This window comes from Micromonospora sp. DT201 (assembly GCF_049841575.1).
Classification (GTDB): domain Bacteria; phylum Actinomycetota; class Actinomycetes; order Mycobacteriales; family Micromonosporaceae; genus Micromonospora.
This window is the reverse complement of the sequence record NZ_JBNCKP010000001.1, coordinates 303262-327407: the sequence shown is the minus strand read 5'-3', so window position 1 is coordinate 327407 and position 24146 is coordinate 303262. Positions and strand designations below refer to the sequence as shown.

Annotated in this window: 25 protein-coding genes and 1 pseudogene; 15 read left to right on the top strand and 11 right to left on the bottom strand. The window is 68.9% G+C overall.

Going from position 1 to position 24146, the window contains the following annotated elements:
* Positions 1–65 precede the first annotated feature (65 nt).
* Entirely contained in the window at positions 66–1235 is a 1170-nt protein-coding gene (locus ACLQ28_RS01640) for a helix-turn-helix domain-containing protein (protein WP_425684401.1), read from the bottom strand.
* A 181-nt stretch (positions 1236–1416) separates the two neighbouring features.
* Here ACLQ28_RS01640 and ACLQ28_RS01635 point away from each other — a divergent pair, with 181 nt between their 5' ends.
* Entirely contained in the window at positions 1417–1959 is a 543-nt protein-coding gene (locus ACLQ28_RS01635; RefSeq protein WP_425684400.1) for a hypothetical protein, read from the top strand.
* A gap of 28 nt (positions 1960–1987) precedes the next feature.
* Here ACLQ28_RS01635 and ACLQ28_RS01630 read toward each other — a convergent pair whose 3' ends face one another.
* Together ACLQ28_RS01630 and ACLQ28_RS01625 are read right to left on the bottom strand one after the other, a co-directional pair.
* Positions 1988–2632, bottom strand: a complete 645-nt coding sequence (locus ACLQ28_RS01630) for a response regulator (RefSeq protein WP_425684399.1) — start codon at positions 2630–2632, stop codon at positions 1988–1990.
* Positions 2629–3609, bottom strand: coding sequence for a sensor histidine kinase (locus tag ACLQ28_RS01625; RefSeq protein WP_425684398.1), 981 nt, complete (start codon positions 3607–3609; stop codon positions 2629–2631). Before ACLQ28_RS01625 ends, ACLQ28_RS01630 begins: the two co-directional genes overlap by 4 nt.
* A gap of 159 nt (positions 3610–3768) precedes the next feature.
* Between ACLQ28_RS01625 and ACLQ28_RS01620 the strand changes: the two genes are divergently transcribed.
* The 3 genes and pseudogenes from ACLQ28_RS01620 to ACLQ28_RS01610 form a co-directional block, all read left to right on the top strand.
* Positions 3769–4974, top strand: a complete 1206-nt coding sequence (locus ACLQ28_RS01620; RefSeq protein ID WP_425684397.1) for an NYN domain-containing protein — start codon at positions 3769–3771, stop codon at positions 4972–4974.
* Entirely contained in the window at positions 4974–5780 is an 807-nt protein-coding gene (locus ACLQ28_RS01615; protein WP_425684396.1) for a class I SAM-dependent methyltransferase, read from the top strand. Before ACLQ28_RS01620 ends, ACLQ28_RS01615 begins: the two co-directional genes overlap by 1 nt.
* A pseudogene (locus tag ACLQ28_RS01610) lies at positions 5777–5951 on the top strand (bifunctional demethylmenaquinone methyltransferase/2-methoxy-6-polyprenyl-1,4-benzoquinol methylase); the annotation flags it as partial. The gene ACLQ28_RS01615 and the pseudogene ACLQ28_RS01610, both read left to right, overlap by 4 nt.
* On the opposite strand, the gene ACLQ28_RS01605 reads toward ACLQ28_RS01610, so the two are convergent.
* The gene (locus tag ACLQ28_RS01605) at positions 5942–6832 is read right to left on the bottom strand and encodes a LysR family transcriptional regulator (RefSeq protein ID WP_425684395.1); all 891 of its coding nucleotides are present in this window, start codon (positions 6830–6832) and stop codon (positions 5942–5944) included. The pseudogene ACLQ28_RS01610 and the gene ACLQ28_RS01605 sit on opposite strands and share 10 nt — an antisense overlap.
* A 105-nt stretch (positions 6833–6937) precedes the next feature.
* Here ACLQ28_RS01605 and ACLQ28_RS01600 point away from each other — a divergent pair, with 105 nt between their 5' ends.
* Together ACLQ28_RS01600 and ACLQ28_RS01595 are read left to right on the top strand one after the other, a co-directional pair.
* Entirely contained in the window at positions 6938–7438 is a 501-nt protein-coding gene (locus tag ACLQ28_RS01600; RefSeq protein ID WP_425684394.1) for a hypothetical protein, read from the top strand.
* 12 nt (positions 7439–7450) lie between these two features.
* Positions 7451–7948 carry a pyridoxamine 5'-phosphate oxidase family protein gene (locus ACLQ28_RS01595; RefSeq protein ID WP_425684393.1) on the top strand — a complete coding sequence of 166 codons (498 nt, stop codon included), beginning with the start codon at positions 7451–7453 and terminating at the stop codon, positions 7946–7948.
* Here the strand turns inward: ACLQ28_RS01595 and ACLQ28_RS01590 are convergent.
* Complete coding sequence (locus tag ACLQ28_RS01590; RefSeq protein WP_425684392.1) at positions 7914–8102, bottom strand: hypothetical protein; 189 nt, start codon at positions 8100–8102, stop codon at positions 7914–7916. The genes ACLQ28_RS01595 and ACLQ28_RS01590 overlap by 35 nt on opposite strands.
* A gap of 93 nt (positions 8103–8195) precedes the next feature.
* Positions 8196–8762 (bottom strand): TetR/AcrR family transcriptional regulator, encoded by a 567-nt coding sequence (locus tag ACLQ28_RS01585; protein WP_425684391.1) that lies wholly within the window; start codon positions 8760–8762, stop codon positions 8196–8198.
* A 37-nt stretch (positions 8763–8799) separates the two neighbouring features.
* Here ACLQ28_RS01585 and ACLQ28_RS01580 point away from each other — a divergent pair, with 37 nt between their 5' ends.
* From ACLQ28_RS01580 to ACLQ28_RS01570, 3 genes are all read left to right on the top strand, one after another.
* Positions 8800–9204 carry a nuclear transport factor 2 family protein gene (locus ACLQ28_RS01580; protein WP_425684390.1) on the top strand — a complete coding sequence of 135 codons (405 nt, stop codon included), beginning with the start codon at positions 8800–8802 and terminating at the stop codon, positions 9202–9204.
* A 155-nt stretch (positions 9205–9359) separates the two neighbouring features.
* A complete protein-coding gene (locus tag ACLQ28_RS01575) occupies positions 9360–9608 on the top strand; it encodes a type II toxin-antitoxin system Phd/YefM family antitoxin (RefSeq protein WP_425684389.1) in 249 nt (82 codons plus the stop codon).
* Positions 9605–9988: a PIN domain-containing protein gene (locus ACLQ28_RS01570; protein WP_425684388.1), complete on the top strand. Its 384-nt coding sequence runs from the start codon at positions 9605–9607 to the stop codon at positions 9986–9988. The genes ACLQ28_RS01575 and ACLQ28_RS01570 overlap by 4 nt, the downstream gene beginning before the upstream one ends.
* 131 nt (positions 9989–10119) lie before the next feature.
* On the opposite strand, the gene ACLQ28_RS01565 is transcribed toward ACLQ28_RS01570, so the two are convergent.
* From ACLQ28_RS01565 to ACLQ28_RS01545, 5 genes are all read right to left on the bottom strand, one after another.
* Positions 10120–11862 carry an ABC transporter substrate-binding protein gene (locus tag ACLQ28_RS01565; protein ID WP_425684387.1) on the bottom strand — a complete coding sequence of 581 codons (1743 nt, stop codon included), beginning with the start codon at positions 11860–11862 and terminating at the stop codon, positions 10120–10122.
* 145 nt (positions 11863–12007) lie between these two features.
* On the bottom strand, positions 12008–12994 hold the full coding sequence (locus tag ACLQ28_RS01560) for an ABC transporter permease (protein WP_393140590.1): 987 nt from the start codon (positions 12992–12994) through the stop codon (positions 12008–12010).
* A gap of 70 nt (positions 12995–13064) precedes the next feature.
* Complete coding sequence (locus ACLQ28_RS01555; RefSeq protein WP_425684386.1) at positions 13065–14072, bottom strand: ABC transporter permease; 1008 nt, start codon at positions 14070–14072, stop codon at positions 13065–13067.
* Complete coding sequence (locus tag ACLQ28_RS01550) at positions 14069–15133, bottom strand: ABC transporter ATP-binding protein (protein ID WP_425684385.1); 1065 nt, start codon at positions 15131–15133, stop codon at positions 14069–14071. The genes ACLQ28_RS01555 and ACLQ28_RS01550 overlap by 4 nt, the downstream gene beginning before the upstream one ends.
* Entirely contained in the window at positions 15130–16185 is a 1056-nt protein-coding gene (locus ACLQ28_RS01545; RefSeq protein WP_425684746.1) for an ABC transporter ATP-binding protein, read from the bottom strand. The genes ACLQ28_RS01550 and ACLQ28_RS01545 overlap by 4 nt, the downstream gene beginning before the upstream one ends.
* Positions 16186–16463: 278 nt before the next feature.
* Here ACLQ28_RS01545 and ACLQ28_RS01540 point away from each other — a divergent pair, with 278 nt between their 5' ends.
* The 6 genes from ACLQ28_RS01540 to ACLQ28_RS01515 all read left to right on the top strand — a co-directional run bounded on the left by ACLQ28_RS01540 (position 16464) and on the right by ACLQ28_RS01515 (position 24009).
* Entirely contained in the window at positions 16464–17012 is a 549-nt protein-coding gene (locus ACLQ28_RS01540) for a Uma2 family endonuclease (RefSeq protein WP_425684384.1), read from the top strand.
* Between the two features lie 33 nt (positions 17013–17045).
* On the top strand, positions 17046–18482 hold the full coding sequence (locus tag ACLQ28_RS01535) for a TldD/PmbA family protein (RefSeq protein WP_425684383.1): 1437 nt from the start codon (positions 17046–17048) through the stop codon (positions 18480–18482).
* Positions 18483–18537: 55 nt separating this feature from the next.
* On the top strand, positions 18538–19944 hold the full coding sequence (locus tag ACLQ28_RS01530) for a TldD/PmbA family protein (protein WP_425684382.1): 1407 nt from the start codon (positions 18538–18540) through the stop codon (positions 19942–19944).
* 253 nt (positions 19945–20197) lie between these two features.
* Positions 20198–21004 carry a hypothetical protein gene (locus ACLQ28_RS01525; RefSeq protein WP_425684381.1) on the top strand — a complete coding sequence of 269 codons (807 nt, stop codon included), beginning with the start codon at positions 20198–20200 and terminating at the stop codon, positions 21002–21004.
* 12 nt (positions 21005–21016) lie between these two features.
* Positions 21017–22945: a fumarate reductase/succinate dehydrogenase flavoprotein subunit gene (locus tag ACLQ28_RS01520; protein WP_425684380.1), complete on the top strand. Its 1929-nt coding sequence runs from the start codon at positions 21017–21019 to the stop codon at positions 22943–22945.
* Positions 22942–24009 carry a succinate dehydrogenase/fumarate reductase iron-sulfur subunit gene (locus ACLQ28_RS01515; protein WP_425684379.1) on the top strand — a complete coding sequence of 356 codons (1068 nt, stop codon included), beginning with the start codon at positions 22942–22944 and terminating at the stop codon, positions 24007–24009. Before ACLQ28_RS01520 ends, ACLQ28_RS01515 begins: the two co-directional genes overlap by 4 nt.
* Positions 24010–24146: the final 137 nt, after the last annotated feature.

Sequence of the window (24146 nt, the reverse complement as noted above, 5' to 3'; positions counted from 1 at the left end):
CAGCATCTGGTGAACAGGCGGTGACAGAAAGCTCGCGCGTGTCCGCTGGTCGCGCGTGTCGTCCGCTATCGAGTCGCTGGCCGGTACGCCTCGTACACCTCGCGGAATGTTGCCGCTTCCGCTGTCCCGGTGTGCCGGACCTGTCGAAGCACCTCCCGCGCCCGCCACCAGTTCGAGGACACCACTCGCCCCGACCGGACCGCGTCGGCGGCGACGACGCTGGCCTCGTCCGGCTTGTCGGCGGCCAACAGTGCCATCGCGAGATCCAGGCGGGCGGAAGCAGAGCGCCGCGGCCGCTCACCACCATCGCCGCGCGGGTCCAATTCCGCCAAAGCGGTCCGGGCCACCTGCTCGGCGGCCGGGTCACCCGCCCACGACAGCGTGGTCGCCGTGTACGCCAACGCCTTCGTCGGGTCGTACCGGTAGTGGTGCTCGGCCCGCTCCGGCACTGGCAAGTTCGCGGTCAACCGCTCCAGACGATCCAGCGCATCACGCGTCCGCCGCACGTCAGCCAACCGCGCCCATACTCGCGCCTCCTGGGCGGTCGCCTGGATGTACGCCGAACTACCCCGAGGCGCCACCCGCTGCGCCTGCCGCGAAAGGTCCATCGCCCGCCGGTAGTCGCCCTGGGTGAGCCACTCCCACGCCTGCGTCTCCAGACACCATCCCTGGATCTCCGGATGCTCAGCCTGCTCGGCAAGGGCCATGGCCGTGCGCAGATGAGCACCTGCTGCGGGCTGTTGCAGCAGATCAATGTGCACCGTCGCCCGCAGCACCGTCAGCCAACCACCGGCAACGACGAGCCGTCGGCGCTGCGTCAACGTCCCACGACCGTCGAGCAGCCGCCCCACATACGCCAACTGGCGACGCACCAGCGGCAGCAGATCAACCGGTCGCACGAGCGCGTAGGCGCTCGCCAGGTCGTCCACACCCGCCTCGATCCGAGCGAGCGTCTCGGCGCTGACATCGCTGACCCGCACCCGGGCCAGCAACTCCCCAGCCTCCGTGTCGTGGTCGACGGGCTCGTCCACCAGACGGGCGAGTGTCCCGCCGGCTCGCAGCACCTCGTCGAGGTGCTGAGCCGTTGCCGGGGTGGGGGCCTTCGCCCCGGTCTCCAGATCGTGCAGGTGACTCTTGCCCCGATGAGCAAGTTGACCGAGCGCACGCAGAGACAGCCCCTGGCTGGTTCGCAGCGCGCGCAGGTGTGCACCGAAACGCGGATCGACATGGGACACGGCGGCGCTCCCAGGTGGCGGCCAGGACGAATCGAATACTGGGCCGAAGGACCACTGCTACAGAAAGTACTCAAACGATCGGGGTTCCGTGCTGATTGGACGCTCGCGTTCGCTTGGCGATCGAAAGATGCGCGACACACCCACAGTGACACCATGGTAACGCGACGCTAGCGTAGCGAACATGGGCGCCCCGAACACCGCCGAGCGCGCGGTCCGCACCGGGTTGCGCATGAGCCAGAATGACTTCGTCCGCGCCGACCTGACCTCCCCCATGTCCAGCCTGGCCACCCCGACGCCCAGGCCACTCGAAGTCCGGGGGTCGCACGAGGGCGTGTGGCTCAGCCGCTACCAATACCACTCCAGTGGCCGGGGCGAATCATTCGCCGGACAGCACCTCGTGGTCATCCTCCAGCACGGCGACCGCCTGACCGTGCGTAGCCTGCCGGGCTCGGCGGCATCGTCGCTTTCGATGGATCTCACCGTGGACGATGCCGTGGTCACCGGTACCTGGGTGGAGCAGACCGATCCCACCGGCTACTACTGGGGAGCCCGGTACCACGGCGCGATCCAGCTGCTCGTGGAGCCCACCGGCCGACGGATGGCCGGCAAATGGGTCGGGTTCGGCAGGGACATGGACGTCAACACAGGCCCGTGGAAGCTGACCTTCCGGGATGCTTCCACGTCCAAAGAGACGCTCGACCGCTACGACACGTCACCCGAATAGGTCACTCCCCCGCTGCGTGGATGACGATCTATCCGGCTTGCGGATCGGCCAGACGAGCCCGCCATGCCCAGGCGGCAATGCCCACCCGGTTGTTGAGCCCCAGCTTCGCCTGGATGTTCGCGATGTGGGTCTTGGCGGTGCCCGCGGAGATGAACAGCTCGGCCCCGATCTGCGCGTTGGTCAGGCCCTGAGCAACAAGCCGTACGATGTCGATCTCGCGGTGTGTCAGGGGGTTGGGCACCGGGGGTTGGTCGGCCCTGGTCACCGCGCGCAGCAGCCGGATGGTGACCTGAGGGCTGATCAGGGCGTCACCAGCCATCGCCGCACGGACTCCCTCCACCAGAAGCGTGGGCCCTGATCGTTTGAGCAGGAAACCGCAGGCGCCGTTGCGCAGTGCGGCGTCCACGTACTCGTCGAGGTCGAAGGTGGTGACCACGACCACCCGCATGCCCGCGGCGGTGAGCAGCCGGGTCAGTTCCAGTCCGTCGATGCCGGGCATCCGGATGTCGGTGAGCACGACGTCTGGCCGCAGCCTGCTCGCCAGGGCCAGGGCCGCGGTCCCGTTGGTGGCCTCGCCGATCACCGTGATGTCCGGCTGGGAGTCCAGGACGAGGCGGAAGCCGCTACGCACGTCCGGCTGGTCGTCGGCGAGCAGGACGCGGGTGCTGTTCATGCCGCGACCGCCGGAATGACGGCGACGACTTCCCAGCCGCGCTCAGACGGGCCGGCCGACAGAGTGCCGCCACCTGCGGCAACCTGCTCCCGTAGGCCGGCAAGGCCCCTCCCGCCGTGCCCGTCCCGCCGCTGCCGGGGTGGCGGCAGCGCCGTCTCGTTGTGGACCCGCACCGTGATGCCGGCGGCATCGCCGGTGACTGACACGTCGATCCGGGTCGACGTCGGCGCGTGGCGCCGGACGTTGGTCAGGGACTCGACCACGATCCGGTACGCCACGGCGGCGCTGTCGCGTGACACCTCACCTGTCCCGAGATCCTGGACGAGGTGCGCGTCGAGGTGACCCGCGGCGCGGAACCGGTCCACCAGGCCCGGCAGGTCGTCCAGTGTGGGCAGCGGCTGCACAGTGCCGGCATCGCTCTCGTGCAGCATGCCGACCACCCGATCCATCGTGGCCAGCGCCGCCAGACCCGCAGCCTCGATACGCTCCAGCGCCGGACCGGCCACCTCCGGCTGGCTGGCAGCGACGAAGCGGGCGGCCTGGGCCTGCGCCACGATCCCGCTGATGTCGTGGGCAACGAAATCGTGCAGGTCACGCGCCATCTGCAGGCGCTGAGCACGCTGGGCCTGCTCGACGGCCAGCGCCCGCCGGTGCAGCATCAGCCGTGGGTAGCCTCCGGCGACGACCGCGACAAGTGTCGGCGCCGTCCAGACCACTGCCGCGCCGATGCGGTCCGCCGTGGCCATGCCGTCGGTGATCGACCAGAGGACCAGAGCCATCGCCAGCCCGGCGAGCCCGGCAGCAGGAGCGATGTGCCGGTGCGGTCCCCACCGCACCGCGATGGCCAACAGCACCGCGAGAGCGGCCATGACCAGGACGAACGGGTACGGCGGGCCGCTGAGGTCGCCCACGAACGTCACGCCCAGCGTGCAAGCGCTGGCCGCCATGCTGATTCGGCCGAGGTGCCGTCGCATCATCACCTGATCCTAGAAGGGCATCGTCGTATGCCGATCGGCGTAGGACTACAAGGCAGTCGTGTTCCATCTCGCCTCGCTGGCAGATGGTGGCGCACGCCCGACTTCGCCAAGGCTGGTGAGGCAGCGGCGATCGGACGCCGCGCTCTCGCAGGGAGTGACATGTCTCCAGGGGTCAAGAGCGGGATCAGGTGGTGGCAGCGCTGGCCGGCATGGTCGGGGTACGCGGCGGCCGGCTGGTCATTGGCGTACGCCATGCTCGGCGTGTACTGGACGGCCGGCGGTGACGGGTTCCCGTTCGCGCCGATCGACGACGACCACAAGTCGGGCTCGATTCTGGAGGGTGTCCCGGTCGGGGTGGGCGCGCCGCTCATGGCGGCGCTCGGCCTACTCGGTACTGGTGTCGCGCTGGCAATGGCTCGGGGCGCTGGTTCTCGCCGTCTGTCGGCGATGATGATCGCGTTCGGCTGGATCGTGGCGGCCAGCCTCACCATGATCATCCCCGACTACACCCTCATCGCCCTGCTGGCGTTCGCCCCGGTGCTGCTGGTGTTCGCCTTCACCGGGGTGCCCGGCCCTCAGGACGGCATCGGTGACATCCTGTACTGGCACCGCAACAACCTGATCATCCTGTTCGTCGGCGGTCTGCTGTGGGCCGTGTCCACGCTGGCGTACCAGCGAAGCAGGCGTGCGGCATGTCAGCACTGCGGCCGTCGTCACGGACCGACCGGCGACGGACCGTCCCAGCGGACACTGCTGAGGTGGGGGCGTTGGGCCGTCGTGATCGCCTGCCTGGCGCCACTGCCCTACGAGATCACCAGAGTGGCCTGGTATCTCGGCCACCCTCTGGGCATCAGCCGGGAGTTTCTCACGATGATGCAGGACACCAACGGCATGCTCGGGATCGGGCTGGGCTGCGCCATCGCCTCGGCGCTCGGTGGCGTGCTTACGCACGGCCTGGTCAGCCGGTGGGGCGAGGTCTACCCGCGGTGGATCTGGTTCAAGGCCGGGAGACCGGTGCCGCCGGCACTCGCGATCGTTCCCGCGTCCGTCGTCGCCGTCGTCCTCGTCCCGGCCGGGCTGATGATGCTCTGGGACCCCGAAGTCCACGACGGGTGGGGCCTGCGTCTTCCCAGCGTGCCCTGGGTGCTCTGGGGAATCGCGCTCGGCGCGGCCACCATCACCTACCACCTACGCCGGCGCGGCGCCTGCGGCCACTGCGGACAGGGTGGCGGGGTTGCCAGAGCTGATGCCGACCATCTACGTTCGGTGATGCCGGGAGTGAGAGGCGCTGCGACGGACCGGGTCCGCCACGCTCACCCGCAACCACTGGATCGAAGGGCGCCTTCCGCGACGAGGGAGGCGTGATGGGTGCGTTCGTGACCACCTGGGCGGCCGGTGACTACCCGGCTATGGCACGGCGGCTGATACCGGTCGCCGAATCGGTGGTGGAAGCCGCCGCGATAGGGCCGGATGACCGGGTGGTCGATGTGGGCACCGGTACGGGCAACGCGGCGATTCTGGCCGCACATCGCGGAGCTCGTACGATCGGGATCGATCTGGAGCCGGCGCTGTTGGAGTTGGCCCGACTGCGGGCTGCGGATGACGGCCTGGCCGTCGATTGGCAGGTCGGCAATGCGAGCCGCCTGCCCCTTCCGGACGACTCGGCCGACGTGGTCCTGTCCGTCTTCGGGGTGATCTACGCGAACGACCATGATGCGGCGGCGCGAGAGTTGAGCCGGGTGTGTGCCCCGTCCGGCCGGGTCCTGCTGGCTGCCTGGACGCCGGGCAGTCTCCTGCCGGCCATGGGCCAGGTTCTGGGCGGCTATCTACCGCCGCCTCCGGCCGCAGCCGCCCCGCCGAGCCGGTGGGGAGACGACAAGCTGGTCGGATTGGTCCTGGCGGCCGCCGATCTGCGGATCACGTCGGCGGTCGTTCACCGGTTGGACGTGAGCTTCGCCAGTGTCGACGCGGCGACCAACCTGCTCATCGACAGCGCCGGGCACGTCGTCGCCGAACGGGACCGGCTCGTGGCACAGGACCGGTGGGAGGCGTTACGCGCCGACCTGCGCTCGTTCGTCAACGACCGAGGAGTGGCCGACGGCGACGGCATCCGGCTGGAGCTCGACTATCTGCTCGTAACGGCCTCGCCGACCTCGGCGGTGACCGCATGATTCGGGCGGATCTCGACAAGCAGCCCTCGGTGGTCGCCGCGATGTTCGACGGCGTCGCCGAACGGTACGACCTAGCCAACAGGATCATCTCGTTCGGCCAGGACACCCGGCGGGCGACGAGCGACCCGAGTGGCCCTCCTGCGCGCCCGGGACTTGCTGCTCTACCTGGGTGGGGTGGGCTCGCCTGGTTGGGTCTGCCCGACGGCGAAGCGCAGTGCGCTGACGAAGGCCGTGGTCGCGGGTGGATCCGGCGGTTCGCCGTAGGTGGCCAGGTAGACGTGCCGCCGGAAGTCGCGAAGGATGCTGGCCTCGATTCCGGGCGCGTGGTGGGTACGCAGTGCCAACCCCGGCATGGTGGTCACGCCCATGCCGGCGGCGACCAATGCCTGCTGGACGATGATGTCGTCGCTCGTGTAGGCGATGGGCGGGACGAAGCCGGCCTGGTCGCAGGCCTCAAGGAACTCGCGGCGGCAGTTCTCGCAGCCCGCGATCCAGGCGGAGTCGCGGTTGCCGGCCAGTGTCTGGCCGGGTTCGAGGCTGAGCAGGTACATCGGGTCGTCGAACAGATGCGTGGCGCGGATGTCGTCCGGGGTCGTGTCGTCGTAGCGGAAGACGACCGCGACGTCGACCTGCCCGGCCCGCAGCAGGTCGAGCGCCACGCGCGGGTGGGCCTCGGTCAGCTGCAGTTCGATGCCGGGGTGCTCGCGGCGCAGGGTGCCCGCGGCGTGCGGCACCAGCGCGGCGAGCGCCGACTGGAAGCCGGCGACCCGGACGCGGCCGGTGCGCAGGCCCACCATCGCCGACAGTTCCGCGGCGGCGGTGTCGACCCGGCCGACGATCTCGGTGGCGCGGCGGGCGAGGTGCTCGCCCTCCGGGGTGAGCCGAATGCCCCGGCCGACCCGCTGGACGAGCCGGGCCCCGGTCTCGGCCTCCAGCCTGGCCAGATGATGGCTGACGGCGGGCTGGGAGTAGTTCAGGTGCTTGGCGGCCTTGGTGACCGATCCTTGCGCGGCGATCGCCGCGAGCACCCGTAACCGCAGGATGTCCAGCATTCATAAAGGATACGTATGGGTTCGCCCAACTATTGTCATTAGACGAATGAGTCGGCGCGCGGGACGCTGAGCAGGACCAATAACCTGCGCGAAGGAGGAGCGGCCATGATCCGGACACTGGCGACGCTCACCGATCTCGCTGCGGCCGTGCGCCAGGCGGTCGACGTGCGGACCGGCTGGACGGACACCGCAGAACGGGTCGCCGACCAGCTCCGCGCGCATCTGCCCGGCCCCGAGATCCTGACGCCCGATCAGCGTCTTGGCCAGCCCGACAGGGTGGCGGGCCACGTGCTGCACGCCGAGCCCGACGGGGCGTTCTCCATCCTCGGCCTGGTCTGGCGCCCCGGGCAGACCACCCGGATTCACGACCACATCACCTGGTGCGTCGTTGGCGTGCTGTCGGGCATCGAGCACGAGGAGTTGTTCGACGACGCGCTCAACCCCACTGGCGCGCGGGACAACCCACCCGGCGAGGTCAGCGGCTTCGCGCCGCCCGGTGACATCCACCGCATCCGCAACGTCGGCGACGAGACCGCCATCAGCCTGCACATCTACGGCACCGACATCACCCGCGTCGGGTCCAGCGCCCGCCGCTACTACAACTGAGGAACTCGAACCATGGACCAGGACGCCATCGATGAGGTATTGAACCGTCCACTCAGCCAGGAACTACTGGCCCGTGACCTGGCCAGACTGGCCTTCATCGCGCTGGACGGCACCCCGCGGGCAATCCCGATCGGAATCGTCTGGAACGGCACGGAGATCGTCATGTGCACCGCGACGAACGCGCGGAAGCTCCCGGCGTTGCGCCGCAATCCCGCGGTCGCGCTGACGATCGACACTGAGTCGCACCCGCCGAAGGTCCTGCTCATCCGCGGCCAGGCCGAGCTGGATGTCGTCGACGGCATTCCGGACGAGTACTACCAGTGGAACGGCACTTACCAGATGACGCCCGAGCAACGGGCCGAGTGGGAGGAGGGCGTGAAGTCGCTCTACGAAGGCATGGTCCGGGTCCTGGTGAAGCCAACCTGGGTCAAGCTGATCGACTTCGAGACGACCATGCCCACCGCCATCGAGGAGCTCATGCAGCAACAGAAGGAACGCCAACGCACCTGAACGCGCAGACGCACCGCCGCTTGGCCCACTCGGGACCCTGGGCGGCCGGCTCCAGCGCGAGGATCCGGTCGATCTCGGCGTTGACGGCCGGGTCGTTGAAGTAGGCCTGGTTGCTGTTGCCCTCGGCCTTGATGGTGCGACCGTCGTAGAGCACCGGCAGGATGGCGGCTCCACTCGGCCAGTCCGCCGCCCAGTTACCGAGGTACAGGTCCCAGGGGTTGTCAAACCTTTACCACAGGGCCGCCGGTCAGTAGTGCTGCAGCCCGGCGAAGATGACAGCGAGCGTGCGGGCCTGCAATTGCTCATCCCATCCACCGTGCAGGGCACCCTGGCACACACCGGCAAGGAGTGCCATCACCTCGGGTAGCCGTACCGAGTCCGCGACGGCTCCGGCAGCCTGGGCCTGCTCCAGCAACCTTCGCATCGCCTCCTCCAGGTGACCTACCGCCTCCGAAAGCCGGACGTCCACCCCGGACCCGCCGAGCAGGTCGACGGCGGTCTTCTTCGCTGCGGCCTGCGCCACCGCGTGGGTGAAGAACGCGAAGAGGTCATGTTCTTCCGCCTCCTCAACGAGTTGCGCGAGCAATCGCTTCATGATCGCGACGAGCAGGTCCCTCTTGGTGGGGAAGTGACGAAAGACCGTGCCAATGGCAACGTCGGCCCTCCGCGCCACCTCCTCTGTAGAGGCACGGGTGCCGAACTCGGCGAAGACCGCCTCGGCGGCGTCCAGGATGCGTGCCCGATTGCGCTGCGCGTCGGCACGCAGCGACGACCCCTCTACCAAAGTGAGCCTCCACTCATTATGCTCGGTCACGTAAATCGAGTCATGACTCATTATTCAGGAGGGCCACATGACACCAAGCGAGGTCTTCGACAGCATGCGCGCCCGATGGCTCGCGAACCTGCCCACCTACGAGGCAGACACGCTCGTCGACGACGTGGTGATCGAAACACCCTTCGCCGCACCTGGCCACCCGACGCGCACGGAGGGCAAACAGCGGGTCCTTGAGTACACGCAAGCAGGCCAGGCGATGTTCCCGATCCGCTTCGACGACTGCCGCAAGGTGGTCGTGCACGAGACCGCCGACCCCGAGGTGATAGTGGTCGAATACGAACTGGTCGGCACTCACACGACGACCGGGGCAACCGCCTCGGCACCGTTCATCGGGGTGCTGCGAACCAGGGACGGCAGACTGGCCCACTGGCGCGAGTATCAGCACACCCTGGCCATCGCTCAGGCCGTCGGTCAGACATAGGTCTGAATCAGTCTCAAGCCTCACGGTGCGATCGCGCCGAGGAGCAGTGCCTCCGATCTTGCTTGAACTGCGCGCGCCTCGACGCCCGGAGGCCAGCAGCCGGGGCGAGGACCGACGACCTCCGACGCTGGTAGCACAAGTGCTACAGTCGGCGAATGCGTGAAGTTGGGCTGCGGGAGATGCGGCAGAACGCCAGTGACCTGGTGCGTCGTGCGCAATCGGGTGAACGCGTGACGATCACTGTCGCCGGCCGCCCGGCGGCCGTACTCGGCCCGGTCAGTCCTCGAACCTGGCGCGAATGGGACGATCTGGCCGGCGTGTTCGACCAACCCACCGACCCAGGGTGGGCAGGCGATCGGGACCTCCTCGACGACACCGTCACCGATCCGTGGGTTGACCGGTGAGCCGAGGCATCCTCGACACCAGCGTGCTCATCGCTACGGACGTAACCCCGATTCCTGGCGAACTGGCCATCAGCGTCGCCAGCCTCGCCGAACTTCAGTTCGGTGTGCTCATCGCGAAAACCTCCGAAGCGAGGGCACTCCGTCTGGCGCGACTGAGCGCCATCCAACGCCGTTTTGATCCGCTTCCCATCGACGAAGTCATCGCCGACAGCTACGCACGACTGGCCGCACGCGTCGTCGAGATCGGCCGCCAGCCGCGAGCCAGAGTGACGGACCTGCTCATCGCCGCAACCGCACACGCGCATGACGCCGCCATCTACACCCGCAACGCCGGCGACCTCGCCGGTCTCGAAGACCTCATCACGATCCACACGATCTGACCTTCGCCTTGGACGAGGTGTCCGAATCATGCGATTGGGCGCCTCACACCAGCGACCTGCTCGACGGAAACGGCAAGGGTCCCCTCCCGACGACGCTGTCGGAAGGGGACCCTGCCTGCCTGCGGTGTGACTTACGGCTTGACGAACGCGTCGACGAACGACGGGTAACCGAAGACGCTGGAGATGAAGATCCCGCCAGCCTTGGACCCGTGCACGTTGTAGGCCACGTCAACGAAGAGCGGCACCACCGGGGCGTACTCCTTCATGATCCGCTCGTCGAGCTTGGCCCACTCGGGACCCTGGGCGGCCGGCTCCAGCGCGAGGATCCGGTCGATCTCGGCGTTGACGGCCGGGTCGTTGAAGTAGGCCTGGTTGCTGTTGCCCTCGGCCTTGATGGTGCGGCCGTCGTAGAGCACCGGCAGGATGGCGGCTCCACTCGGCCAGTCCGCCGCCCAGTTACCGAGGTACAGGTCCCAGGGGTTGTCCTTCTTCTTGATCTCGTCGAGCTTCGCGTCGTCCGAGATGTTCCGCAGCGTGATCTTGAAGCCGGCCCGCTCCAGGTTGGCCTTGAGCTGGGCGCCCTGCTGCTGCTCGACCGAGCTGTCGGCGACACCGAGGACCAGCTCGGGCGTCTGCCCACCGAGCAGCTCCTTGGCCTTGTCGACGTTGCCGTTGGGGCCCGCCGGGTACGCCTCGTACGCCTTGTAGCCGATGGTGGCCGGCGGCATCAGCGTGGTCAGCGGCGCGGCGACGGTCTGGCCGCCGAGCGCCTTGACCATGCCCTCGCGGTCGATGGCGTAGTTGAGCGCCTGACGGACCTTCAGGTCCTTGACCCGCTGGTTGTTGATCACGAGCTGGTTGGCGCTCGGGGTCGGCGAGAGGATGCTGCGCGACTTCAGCGACGCGTCCCCGGCCACCTTTGCGACCAGCGAGGCGGGCACGGCGTTGAAGGCGAGCGCGCTCTGGTCGGCGCCGTTGTCGGCGATCACCCGGTTGTTGGCGGCGTCCGCGGTCGGGCCGAAGCTCCACACGAACTGGTCCGGGTACTGGTGCCGGACCGGGTCGGTGTTCGGGTCCCAGTTGGGGTTGCGGTCCAGGGTGATCTGCACGCCGACCTGGTTCTTGGCGACCTTGTAGGGGCCGGACGAGAACGGCTGCTTGTCCAGGTCGACGCCGGTGTCCTTGTCGGCGGGCAGCGGCGCGGTGGTCGGCAGCGAGACCGCGAACGGCAGGTCACAGCGGGCTTTGGCGAACTCGAAGCGCAGCGTCTTGGCGTCCGGCGTGGTCAGGCCGGGCGGCAGCGACGTCTTGTTCTTCTTGAAGTCCCACTTGGTGTCGAACTGCGGGGTGTCGGCCAGCCATTCCTGGATGTAGGTGGGGCCGCCGGAGAGGTCCGGGTCGAAGGAGCGGGCGATGCCGTAGGCGATCTCCTTGGAGGTGATCGGCCGACCGTCCTCGAACTTCACCCCGTCCTTGATCGTGAATTCCCAGACCTTGCAGTCATTGTTGACGTTCTTGCCCGGGGTCTCGGCCAGGTCGCCGACGAGGACCAGGCCGCCCTTGCCGTCGTCCTTCCAGGTGGTCAGGTAGCGGGCGAAGAGGGGGTTGGCCATCAGACCGGCGAACGAGTACGTCCGCTGCGGGTCGAGGTGGGAGATCGGCGACTCACGGATGATGCTGAAGGTGCCGCCCTTCGCAGCGCCGCTCACCTCGGCAGCCGGGCCCTGCGAATCCTTGGGGTCGGTCGCGATGACCCCACTCTGCTGCCGCTCGGTGTCCACCGTGGTGCCCTCGCCCGTGTTCTTCGAGCACGCACCCAATGCCACAACCAGAGCTATCGCGCCGCCTGCGGCAACCGCCACGCGTGGTCTCATGAAGTACCCCCTTCAGCATGTGCCGTGCAGTCCGTCGAGGCGAGAACCGCCGACGTCCCGAGGATCGTAAGGAAGAAAAACTACAAGTTGTGTAACAGTTGTCGATAACTTTCGCCATCGGTCGGCGTGGTGGACGCCCGACCGCTCAGCGCAGCCGCACCCGGGGATCGATGGCCGCGTAGAGCAGGTCCACCAGCACGTTCGCCAGCACCACGAAGACGGCCGCGATCAGCACGGTGGCCATGATGGTGGGCAGGTCACCCGAGCGCACCGCGTCCACCGCCGTACGCCCCAACCCCTGGATGCCGAACGTCGTCTCGGTGATCACCGTGCCGCCCAGCGCCCCGCCCACGTCCAGGCCGGCGATGGTCACCACCGGCGTGATCGCCGCGCGCAGCGCGTGCCGCCCGTACACCTTGGGTTTGGCCAGGCCCTTGGCCCGTGCGGTTCGGACGAAGTCCTCCGACAGCGTCTCCAACATCTGCGCCCGCGACAGTCGGGCGTAGATGGCCGAGAAGAGGAACGCCAGCGCGACCCAGGCGAGCACCAGCCCGCTGGCCCACTTCGCCGGGTTGTCGAACAGGGACGTGTAGCTGGGCACCGGCAGCAGTCGCAGGTTGTAGACGAACACCAGCAGCAGCACCGCGCCCACGAAGTAGAGCTGTAACGAGGCACCGGTCAGGGAAAAGCCGATGGCGGCGCGGTCCACCCAGGTGCCACGGCGCAACGCGGACACCATGCCCAGCCCCACCCCGAGCAGCAGCCAGAGGATGGCAGCCGGGATCACGATGCTCAGCGTCACCGGCAGCACCCGGCCGATGGTGTCCGAGACGGCCTCGTTGCTGACGTACGACCAGCCGAGGCAGGGTGCGTCGCACCGGCCGCCCTGAGCGCTGCCCAGGTCCCGTCCGGTGACGATGCCCTTCATGTAGCCGGCGTACTGGCTGACCAGTGGGTCGTTCAGGCCCAGATCGTCGCGGACCCGCTCCAACCGCTCCGGGTTGCAGTTCTTCGGGCACATGCCGGTGACCGGGTCACGAGGCAGGGCGAAGAACATCAGGAAGGTCAGCACGCTCACCGCGAAGAGGGTCAGCGTGGCCGAGAAGAGCCGCTTGATCAGAAATCGCGACACCGGTGCCACCTTTCGTTCGCGACTGCGGGGCTCCGCTTCGCTGCACTCCTCGCGCTCACCATGTCCACCCCTACCGGGACGACTTCGGGTCGAGCGCGTCTCGCAGCGCGTCGCCGAAGAGGTTGAAGGCGAACACCAGCGCGAAGATCATGATGCCCGGGAAGAACACGTACGCCGGGTCGGTCTGGAGGAAGTCCAGACTGTCGTAGATCATCCGGCCGAAACTCGGGGTCTCGTCACTGAGACCGACGCCGATGAACGAGAGCGCGGCCTCGCTGGTGATGAACTGCGGGACCGCCAGCGAGAACGAGACCAGGATCGGCGCCCAGATATTCGGCAGCAGCTGACGGAACAGCATGTGCCCCAGCCCGGCGCCGCTGGCCTTGGCCGCCTCCACGAACTCGCGCTCGCGCAGCGCGATCACCTGCCCACGAACCAGTCTTGCCGTGCTGGTCCAACCGAAGATGGCGAAGACGGCGATCAGCACGCCCACCCCGAAGGCCGCCGACACCTGCCCACGCTCGCCATAGAAGCGCAGCGTCAGGGTGGGGGTGAGCGCCAAGGCGATGATCAGGAACGGCATGGCCAGCGTCAGGTCGGTGATCCAGTTGATCACTGCGTCGAACCAGCCGCCCAGGTAGCCGGCGAGGGCACCGAGCACCACGCCGATCGCCGCGGTGATCAGCGCTGCGGCGAACGCGATGAAGAGCGAGGTCCGCAGGCCGTAGATCAGCCGGATGAAGATGTCCCGACCCAGCCCCGGCTCCAGACCGAACCAGTGCTCCCCCGTGACACCGCCGGCGTAACCCAGCGGCATGCCGAAGCCGTCCAGCAGGTTCTGGAACTGATCCCGCGGGCTGATCCCGTAGACCGTCTCGATCAGCGGCGCGGCCAGCGCCAGCAGCATGAAGAGGATCAGCAGTACGCCGCTGACCTTGGCCGTACGGTCGCGGCGCAGCCGAAGCCAGGCGAGCTGACCAGGCGAGCGGCCGACGACGCCCTTCGTCTCGGGCACGCCCGTCTCCGTGCCGGACTCGATCTCGGCCAGCGCCACACCCTCCACCGGAGACAGGCTCACGACGGCACCTCCTCGACGATCGGGGCAGCCGACTCCACCGGTTCGGGGCTCGTGCTGGCCGCATCCCCTTCGGGGCTCGTGCTGGCCGCATCCCCTTCGGGGAAGTGACACGCGATGGCCTGGTTGCCACCGTCGCGTGGGACCAGCGCCGGCTCCTCGGCGGCGCAGATGTCCTGCGCCTTCCAGCAGCGGGTGCGGAACCGGCACCCCGACGGCGGGTCGAGCGGGGTGGGCACGTCACCGGTCAGCCGGATCCGGCCCGCCGGGCCGAGCTTGGTGACGTCCGGGATCGCCGAGAGCAGCGCCCGAGTGTACGGATGCTGCGGGCGCTCGTAGATGTCCGCGCGGTCGCCAATCTCCACGATCCGGCCCAGATACATCACCGCGACCCGCTGACAGAAGTGCCGGACCACGGCCAGGTCGTGCGCGATGAACACGAACGCCAGGCCGAGCTCCCGTTGCAGGTCGCGCAGCAGGTTGACGACCTGCGCCTGGATCGAGACGTCCAGCGCGGAGACCGGCTCGTCCGCGACGATGAGCTTGGGTCGCAGGGCGAGCGCGCGGGCGATGCCGATGCGCTGACGCTGGCCGCCGGAGAACTCGTGCGGGTACCGGTTGTAGTGCTCCGGGTTCAACCCGACCAGTTCCAGCAACTCCTGCACCCTGGCCTTGATCCCACCCGGCGGCTTGATCCCGTTGACCTGCAACGGCATCGCCACGATCCGGCCGACGGTGTGCCGGGGATTCAACGAGGCGTACGGGTCCTGGAAGATGATCTGCAGGTCCTGGCGCAGCGGGCGCAACTCCCGGCGGCCGGCGTGGGTGATGTCCCGCCCGGCAAACTCGATGCTGCCGCTGGTCGGCTCCAGCAGCCGCACCAGCATCCGGCCGGTGGTGGTCTTGCCGCAGCCCGACTCCCCCACCAGGCCGAGCGTCTCGCCCGGGCGCACGTCGAAGTCGAGCCCGTCGACCGCCCGCACCAGACCGGTGGCGCGCAGCCCCTGGCGTACCGGGAAATGCTTGCTCAGGCCACGCACCCGCAGCAATGGCTCATCGGTCATCGGGCCACCCCCACAGAAGCAATGTCCTCGGCGTAGAGCGCGGTGCGCTCCTCGGCGCTCAGGTGGCAGGCGACCAGGTGGCCGTCGGCCCCGGCTGCGCGCAGGTCCGGCACCTCGTTACGGGACCGGCCGTCGGTGCGGTCCGCGTACCGGCAACGTGGGTGGAACGCGCAGCCCGGCGGCAGGTTGATCAGGCTGGGCGGGTTGCCCCGGATCGGCAACAGGTCCGCGTCCGCGTCGCCGTGCAGCGACGGCACGCTGGAGAGCAACCCCCAGGTGTACGGGTGCTGCGGCGAGCGGAGCACCTGCTCGACGCTGCCCCGCTCGACGGCGCGCCCGCCGTACATCACCAGCACCTCGTCGGCGACCTGGCCAACCACGCCAAGGTCGTGGGTGATCAGGATGATCGCGGAGTGGAACTCGGCCTGGAGGTCGGCGAGCAGGTCCAGGATCTGCGCCTGCACGGTGACGTCCAGTGCGGTGGTCGGCTCGTCGGCGATCAGCAGCGCCGGATCGTTGACCAGCGACATCGCGATCATCGCCCGTTGCCGCATGCCGCCGGAGAACTCGTGCGGGTACTGGTCAAAGCGGCGTGCCGGCTGCGGGATGCCGACCCGGTCCAGCATGTCGATCGCTCGCTGGCGGGCCGCACGCCTGCTGGCCTTCGGGTGGTGCACCCGGTACGCCTCGGCGATCTGCCGGCCCACCGTGTAGTAGGGGTGCAGTGCCGACAGTGGATCCTGGAAGATCATCGCCATGTCCCGGCCCCGCAGCCGACGGACCTCCTCGTCTCCGAGGCCGACCACCTGCCGGCCACCGACGGAGATCTCCCCGGTGATGGTGGTCCGCTTGGGATCGTGCAGGCCAAGGATGGCCAGCGAGGTAACACTCTTGCCGGAGCCGGATTCACCGACGATGCCGAGGGTGCGGCCCCGCTCGACGGCGAACGACACCCCGTCGACCGCGCGCACCACACCGTCCTCGGTGTCGAACCGGACCCGCAGGTCGCTCACCCGCAGGTAGGCGTCCTCGTTACCGCGCTGCGCCGGCACGGTGGGATGGTCGTCCGGTGTCCCGGACGGCGCCGGATCAGAACTGTCCACGGCCGCCTCCCTCAGTGACGAAGAGAACTTACAGCAAAGTCCCGAGGGTGAAAATAAGCTACAAAGTCGGCACCTGTCAGCGTGCCCGAGCGTAACGAGTCAGCATCGGCCTCGCATCCCCCGCCACCTCCCCAAGCAGGGCCATTCATGGCCGTGATCGCACGTCAGGTGCGATCATTGGATGAGCAACCAGCAGAGGATGACCGTGGCACGAGGTGGAGGTGACGATGACCGCGGCGGTGTTCAACCACGAAGGCCCGTGGACCGAAGAGGAGTACCTCGCCCTCGGCGAGACGCAGGAACGCGTCGAACTCTTCGACTGGAGCCTCCACGTGACCCCAGGACCGACCCCACGGCACCAACGAATCTCCCGCAAGCTCGGCAACATCCTGGAAGCAGCGGCGGAGGCGGCTGACCTTGAGCTGTTGGAGGCGGTGAACGTCCGACTCCGGCCAGGTCGGATACCGATCCCCGATCTCGTCGTCACCAACGCGATCGATCTCGACGAGCCCACCATCGAGTCAGCTGATGTGCGACTGGTCTGCGAGATCATCTCGCCGAGCAACGCATCCACCGACAAAGTGCTCAAGATGCACTACTACGCCGCAGCTGGCATCGAGTGGTACCTGTTGGTAGAGCAGGGTACGGGCGCAATGCGCCTTTATCAGCGCCAGGGCGGCCACTATGTGGAGAAGGCAACGACGAAGCGCGGCGAGGTGTTGGAGCTGACCGAGCCGGTGCGGGCCACGATCCGGCCGGAGGATCTCGTCCCCTGACGGGTGTCGGCCGGCTGGCCTAGGGTCGGTCGCATGACCGAGTTCGACGCGGCCACCGCCGCCGTCCAGGCCGCCCTCGACGCGGGTGCACGGTACGCCGACGCCCGGGTGATGCACCGCCGCTACGAGTCGATGACCGCGCGCAACGGTGACGTGGAGGAGCTGACCCAGGACGAGAGCATCGGGCTCGGTGTCCGGGCGCTCGTCGGGGCGAGTTGGGGCTTCTACGCCGTACCCGATCTCTCGGATGCCGCCGCCCGCGACGCCGGCCGACGTGCGACACGGACGGCGATGGCCAGCGCGCGGGTGCCCGGCCCGCCGGTCGATCTGGTACCCGTCGAGGCGGTCACCGCAAGTTGGGCCTCCGGTTGCCAGATCGATCCGCTCGGGGTGCCGCTGTCCGACAAGGGTGACCTGCTGGTCGGCGCGACCCGCACGATGGCCGAGCACGGCGCGGACCTGGCCGAGGGCCTGTACCAGATCTGGGACACCGCGAAGTGGTTCGTCTCCAGCGAGGGCCACCGGATCGACCAGCGGATCCGCGAGTGCGGCGGCGGCATCTCCGCCACCTCCATCGGCGACGGTGAAACGCAGCGCCGATCCTGGCCAAGCTACCGAGGGCAGTACGGCACCACCGGCTGGGAGTTGGTCGAGTCGCTCGACCTGGGCGCGCACGCCGCGCAGATCGCCGAGGAGTCCAGGGCGCTGCTCACCGCACCGCAGTGCCCGGCCGGGGAGACGGATCTGATCCTCGGCGGCGAGCAGTTGGCTCTGCAGATTCACGAGTCCGTTGGCCATGCCATCGAGCTGGACCGGATCCTCGGCTGGGAGGCCGCGTTCGCCGGCACGTCCTGGCTGGACCTGGCCCAACTCGGCTCGTTGCGCTACGGCTCGGAGCTGATGAACATCACCATCGACCCGACGATCCCAGGGGCGCTGGGCAGCTTCGGCTTCGACGACGAGGGCTCCCCAGCGGTCAAGCGGGACGCGGTCCGCGACGGTCGCTGGGTGGGTGTGCTGGCCGGCCGGGATTCCGCAGCCCTGGCCAGCCTGGATTACGGCGGCAGCGTACGCGCCGATGGGTGGGCCCGGCTGCCGATGGTGCGGATGACCAACGTTGGGCTGGAACCCGGCCCGCACACTCTGGACGAGATCATCGCGGCCACCGACGACGGCGTGCTGATGGACCTCAACCGGTCCTGGTCGATCGACGACAAGCGACTCAACTTCCAGTTCGGCTGCGAGGTCGGCTGGGAGATCAAGAAGGGGCGGCGGGGGCGGATGCTGCGCAATCCCACGTACACCGGGATCGGCCCGCTCTTCTGGCGGTCGATGGACATGCTCTCCAGCGAGACGGTCTCCTGGGGCACGCCCAACTGCGGCAAGGGCCAACCCGGCCAGACCGGGCACACCGGCCACCCGGCTGCGCCGGCCCGGTTCCGCAACGTGCGAGTGGGGGTGTCGGCGTGAGCGCGAGGAGTGAGCCGGTCTTGCGAGCCCCGCAGTCGCGAACCAGGGAGGCATCGTGAGTGGGCGTACCGAGTTGGAGCTGGCGGGGCAGGTCATCGAGCTGGTTCGGCGCGTCGGCGGCCCGGCCGCGCAGGCCGAGGCGGTGGTGACACGGGCGGATCTGGCGCTGACCCGGTTCGCCAACTCGGCCATCCACCAGAACGTCGCGGAGTCGACCGTCGGGGTTCGCCTCCGGCTGCACGTCGATGGTCGGACGGCCGCAGGCAGCGGAAGCGTGGTCACCGCTGACGGGCTGCGCGCGCTGGTGGAGCGCACCCTGGCCGCGGCGCGGCTCTGCCCGCCCGATCCGGGCTGGCCGGGGCTGGCACCGCCCACGCCTGCGCCGGACGCCCCGGAAGTGGACGAGGCCACCGCGTACGCCGAGCCGGATCAGCGGGCCGACCGGGTCGGCGCGTTCGTGGCTGCCGCCGGGGGCCTCACCACAGCGGGATACTGCCGCACCGCGCACCGCTCGTCGGCGTTCGCCAACTCGGCCGGGCACGTCGCGCACGGCCGCTCCGCTGAGGCGGCGATGGACGGCATCGCCCGCAGCGACGGCGCGGACGGGGTGGCCCGGCGTTGCTCCGACCGGCTCTCCGACCTCGACGGCGCTGAGCTGGGCGCACAGGCGGCGGCGAAGGCGCAGGCGGCGGCCGACCCGGTCGAGCTACCGCCGGGGCGCTACGAGGTGGTGTTCGAGCCGGCCGCTGTGGCGGACCTGTTGCAGAACCTCTCCTGGTACGGCTTCAACGGCAAGCGTTACGCCGAGCGGCAGTCGTTCGCCGAACCGGGGGCAGCCCAGTTCGACTCGGCGGTGACCCTGGTGGACGACCCGCTGGGGGCGTCGGGGCTACCGTTCGACACGGAGGGCACCGGTCGACGGGCGCTGACCCTGGTCGAGGCGGGCACCACCCGGGCGGTGACGCACGACCGGCGGACAGCCGCCGAGGCGGGCGCGGAGTCCACTGGGCACGCGGCCGCGGGTGGGGCCATCTGGGGCCCGATGGCCCGAAACCTGCGCCTCTCTCCGGCGGCGGCCGGCCCGGCCAGTTCGGTTGGCCGGAGCACCACCGGCGCGGCAGCCGGTGCGGTGGTCGACGCGGACACGGCGGCGCTCGTCGCTGGCGTACGCCGAGGGTTGTTGGTCACCGATCTCTGGTACACCCGGGTGCTCGACCCGAAGAGCCTCGTCGTCACCGGGTTGACCCGCAATGGCGTCTGGCTGATCGAGGACGGCACCGTCGTGCGGGCGGTACGAGACCTGCGGTTCACCGAGTCGTACCCGCGGGCGCTCGGGCCCGGGGCCGTGCTGGGGCTGGGCGCGCGGGCGGTGCGCCAACCGGATCGGGTGGACGGTGCATGGTGGGTTGCGCCCTCGTTGCGACTGGCGTCGTGGCACTTCACCGGAGGTGCTTCCGGCTGAACGCAGTGACGATCGTGCCAACGCCTCATCGATCGGCGTGCCGGTGCTTTTCCGCAGGCCAGACACACGGGACACTCCCTTGCGCGGACGGCTCGAAGAGATCGGCGTAACGTGTGTCACTTAGCTGCGTCGGTCGATCCGGCGTGGTCGTTGGTGTGCGCATGACGTGGCAGCGGGTGCGGGTTCGCCGGTCCGCGTGCCGACCGGAGAAAGATCAGCCCGCCCGTACGGGCCCGTCGAGGAGACGACTCGAATGACTTCAACGGCAACGAGGCCGCGGGGAGCGCGGGCGCGCGCCGCCATCGCGGCGAAGACGTTGCGTACCGACCGCTGGTGGTTCGCCCCGCTGATCACCGTGATCGGGCTCAGCGCCTGGGTCGCGTACGCGACGGTCCGGGTCTTCATGCACGACAACTACTGGGTCAACGACTACCACTACCTGACCCCGTTCTACTCCCCGTGTGTGACCGACCGGTGCGTCGAGGCAGCCTCGCATTTCGGCAGGATCCTGCCCGGCTGGTGGATCATCCCGGACGCCGCGCTGACCCTGCCGTTCCTGCTGCTGTTCCGGCTCACCTGCTACTACTACCGCAAGGCCTACTACCGGTCGTTCTGGCTGTCGCCGCCGGCCTGCGCCGTGCCGGACGGTCACAAGGAGTACGGCGGTGAGACCCGCTTCCCGCTGCTCGGCCAGAACCTGCACCGCTACTTCTTCTACGCCGCCGCGATCATCTCGCTGATCAACACCTGGGACGCGATCCTCGCCTTCCACTCGCCCGAGGGCTTCGGCTTCGGGCTGGGCAACATCATCCTGCTGGTCAATGTGGTGGCGCTCTGGGCGTACACGATTTCCTGCCACTCGTGCCGGCACATCATCGGCGGGCGGCTCAAGCACTTCTCCAAGCACCCTGTGCGGTACAAGGCCTGGACGTTCGTCTCGGCCCTGAACGTCCGGCACATGCAGCTCGCCTGGATCACCCTCGGCACCCTGGCGCTGGCCGACTTCTACATCATGGCGCTCGCGGCTGACTGGTTCTCCGACCTGCGGTTCATCAACTAAAGGGCCCCTGACATGACCACTACCACTCGTATCGAACGACACCACTACGACGTCGTCGTCATCGGGGCCGGCGGCGCCGGTCTGCGCGCGGCGATCGAGGCCCGGCTCGCCGGCAAGAAGACCGCGATCATCTCCAAGTCGCTCTTCGGCAAGGCGCACACCGTGATGGCCGAAGGCGGCGCCGCCGCCGCGATGGGCAACGTGAACAGCCGGGACAACTGGCAGGTGCACTTCCGCGACACCATGCGCGGCGGCAAGTTCCTCAACAACTTCCGGATGGCCGAGCTGCACGCGAAGGAGTCGCCGCAGCGGATCTGGGAGTTGGAGACGTATGGTGCGCTCTTCGACCGCACCAAGGACGGCAAGATCTCCCAGCGCAACTTCGGTGGCCACGAGTACCCGCGCCTGGCGCACGTGGGCGACCGGACCGGCCTGGAGCTGATCCGCACCCTCCAGCAGAAGATCGTCTCGCTTCAGCAGGAGGACAAGCGGGAGTTCGGCTCGTACGACGCCCGGATCAGGGTGTTCTCCGAGACCACCATCACCGAGCTGCTGCTCGACGGGGACCGGGTCGCCGGCGCGTTCGGCTACTACCGGGAGTCGGGCGAGTTCGTTCTCTTCGAGGCGCCGGCCGTCGTGCTGGCCACCGGCGGCGTCGGGCGCTCCTACAAGGTCACCTCGAACTCGTGGGAGTACACCGGGGACGGGCACGCGTTGGCGCTGCGCGCCGGGGCGACGCTGATCAACATGGAGTTCCTCCAGTTCCACCCGACCGGCATGGTGTGGCCGCCCTCGGTGAAGGGCATCCTGGTCACCGAATCCGTACGCGGCGACGGTGGAGTTCTGAAGAACTCCGACGGCAAGCGGTTCATGTTCGACTACGTCCCCGACGTCTTCCGCAAGCAGTACGCGGAGACCGAGGAAGAGGCGGACCGTTGGTATACCGACCCGGACAACAACCGACGCCCGCCGGAGCTGCTGCCCCGCGACGAGGTGGCCCGCGCGATCAACAGTGAGGTCAAGGCCGGCCGGGGCTCCCCCGCCGGTGGCGTCTTCCTGGACATCGCGAGCCGGCGTTCGGCCGACGAGATCCGCCGGCGGCTGCCGTCGATGTACCACCAGTTCAAGGAGCTGGCCGACGTCGACATCACTGCCGAGCCGATGGAGGTCGGGCCGACCTGCCACTACGTGATGGGCGGCGTGGAGGTGGACCCGGACTCGGGTGCCGCCTTCGGCCACGTACGCGGGCTGTTCGCCGCTGGCGAGGTCTCCGGTGGCATGCACGGCTCCAACCGGCTGGGCGGTAACTCGCTGTCCGACCTGCTGGTCTTCGGCAAGCGGGCGGGCGGGCACGCGGCCAGCTACGCCGACGGGCTGGCTGCCCGACCGAAGGTGGCCGTGAACGCGGTCGAGGCCGCCGTGGAGACCGCCCTCGCCCCGTTGCAACGGGACACGGGTGAGAACCCGTACACCCTGCAGCAGGACCTCCAGGCGGTCATGGGGGACCTGGTGGGGATCATCCGCCGGGAGGGCGAGCTGGCCGAGGCTCTCGGTCGGCTTGCCGAGCTGCGTGAGCGGGTGGCCAAGGTGAGCGCGGCCGGCGGCCGGCGCTACAACCCGGGCTGGCACCTGGCCCTGGACCTGCGCAACATGCTGGTGGTCTCGGAGTGCACCGCGAAGGCGGCGCTGGAGCGGCAGGAGTCGCGCGGCGGGCACACCCGGGAGGACTATCCGGCGATGGAGCCGAAGTGGCGGCAGGTCAACCTGGTCTGTGCGTTGGACGGCGACACCGTGCAGCTGACCCGCAAGCCGCTGCCGAAGATGCGGCCGGAGCTGATCGGCCTCTTCGACCGGGCGGAGCTGGGCAAGTACCTCACCGACGAGGAGCTCGCTGACTTCGACGCCCTCGTCGCCGACGCTGGAGAGGCGGACAACCGATGAGCGCGAAGCGTCAGTTCCGGATCTGGCGGGGTGACAAGACCGGCGGCGACCTGCAGGACTACATGGTCGAGGTGAACGAGGGCGAGGTCGTCCTCGACGTCATCCACCGACTGCAGGCCACCGACGCGCCCGACCTTGCCTGCCGATGGAACTGCAAGGCCGGCAAGTGCGGCTCCTGCTCCATGGAGATCAACGGCAAGCCGCGGCTGGGCTGCATGACCCGGATGTCGACCTTCGGCGACGAGGAGACCGTCACGGTCACTCCGCTGCGCACCTTCCCGATCATTCGGGACCTGGTCACCGACGTCTCGTTCAACTACGAGAAGGCACGGGAGACCCCGGCGTTCGCCCCGCCGGCGGACGTCGCTCCGGGTGACTACCGGATGCAGCAGGTCGACGTCGAGCGCTCGCAGGAGTTCCGCAAGTGCATCGAGTGCTTCCTGTGCCAGACGGTCTGCCACGTGATTCGCGATCACGAGGAGAACAAGCAGGCGTTCTCCGGCCCGCGGTACTTCATCCGGGCGGCCGAGCTGGACATGCACCCGCTGGACACCCGAACCGACCGCAAGGAGTACGCACAGGCCGAACAGGGCCTCGGCTTCTGCAACATCACCAAGTGCTGCACCGAGGTCTGCCCCGAGCACATCAAGATTACTGACAACGGGATCATCCCCATGAAGGAACGGGTCGTCGACCGCAGGTACGATCCCCTTGTGTGGCTTGGTAGCAAGATCTTCCGTCGGGGCGAGACGCCCCAGACCAGCGTGACCACCGCCCGTCAGGGCTCGGCGACGTCGTCGGGCGCGGCCAGGGGCGGGGTGCACTCGCACGCGGGCGGCTCCCACGACCCGCGGGCCGAGGCGCAGGCGCAGAGCGGCGTCAACTGGGACCGGGAGGTGCCCCACCCGACCGCTCCGGCGGTCGACGACCGGGGCAAGCTGCCGCTGACTGAGCTCACCTTCGACCGGGCCGCCGCGCCGTCGCCGTTCGGTGACGACGTGAGCTTCCCGCTGCCTCCGGAGCACCTCAACTTCGCGCACCCGGACCAAGACAACAAGCGCTGAGCACCTCAACAACAACGGGGGCCGCAGCGATTGCTGCGGCCCCCCCCCCCCGCCCCCCCCCCCCCCCCGCCCCCCCCCCCCCCCCCCCCCCCCCCCCCCCCCCCCCGCCCGCCCCCCCCCCCCCCCCCGCCGCCCCC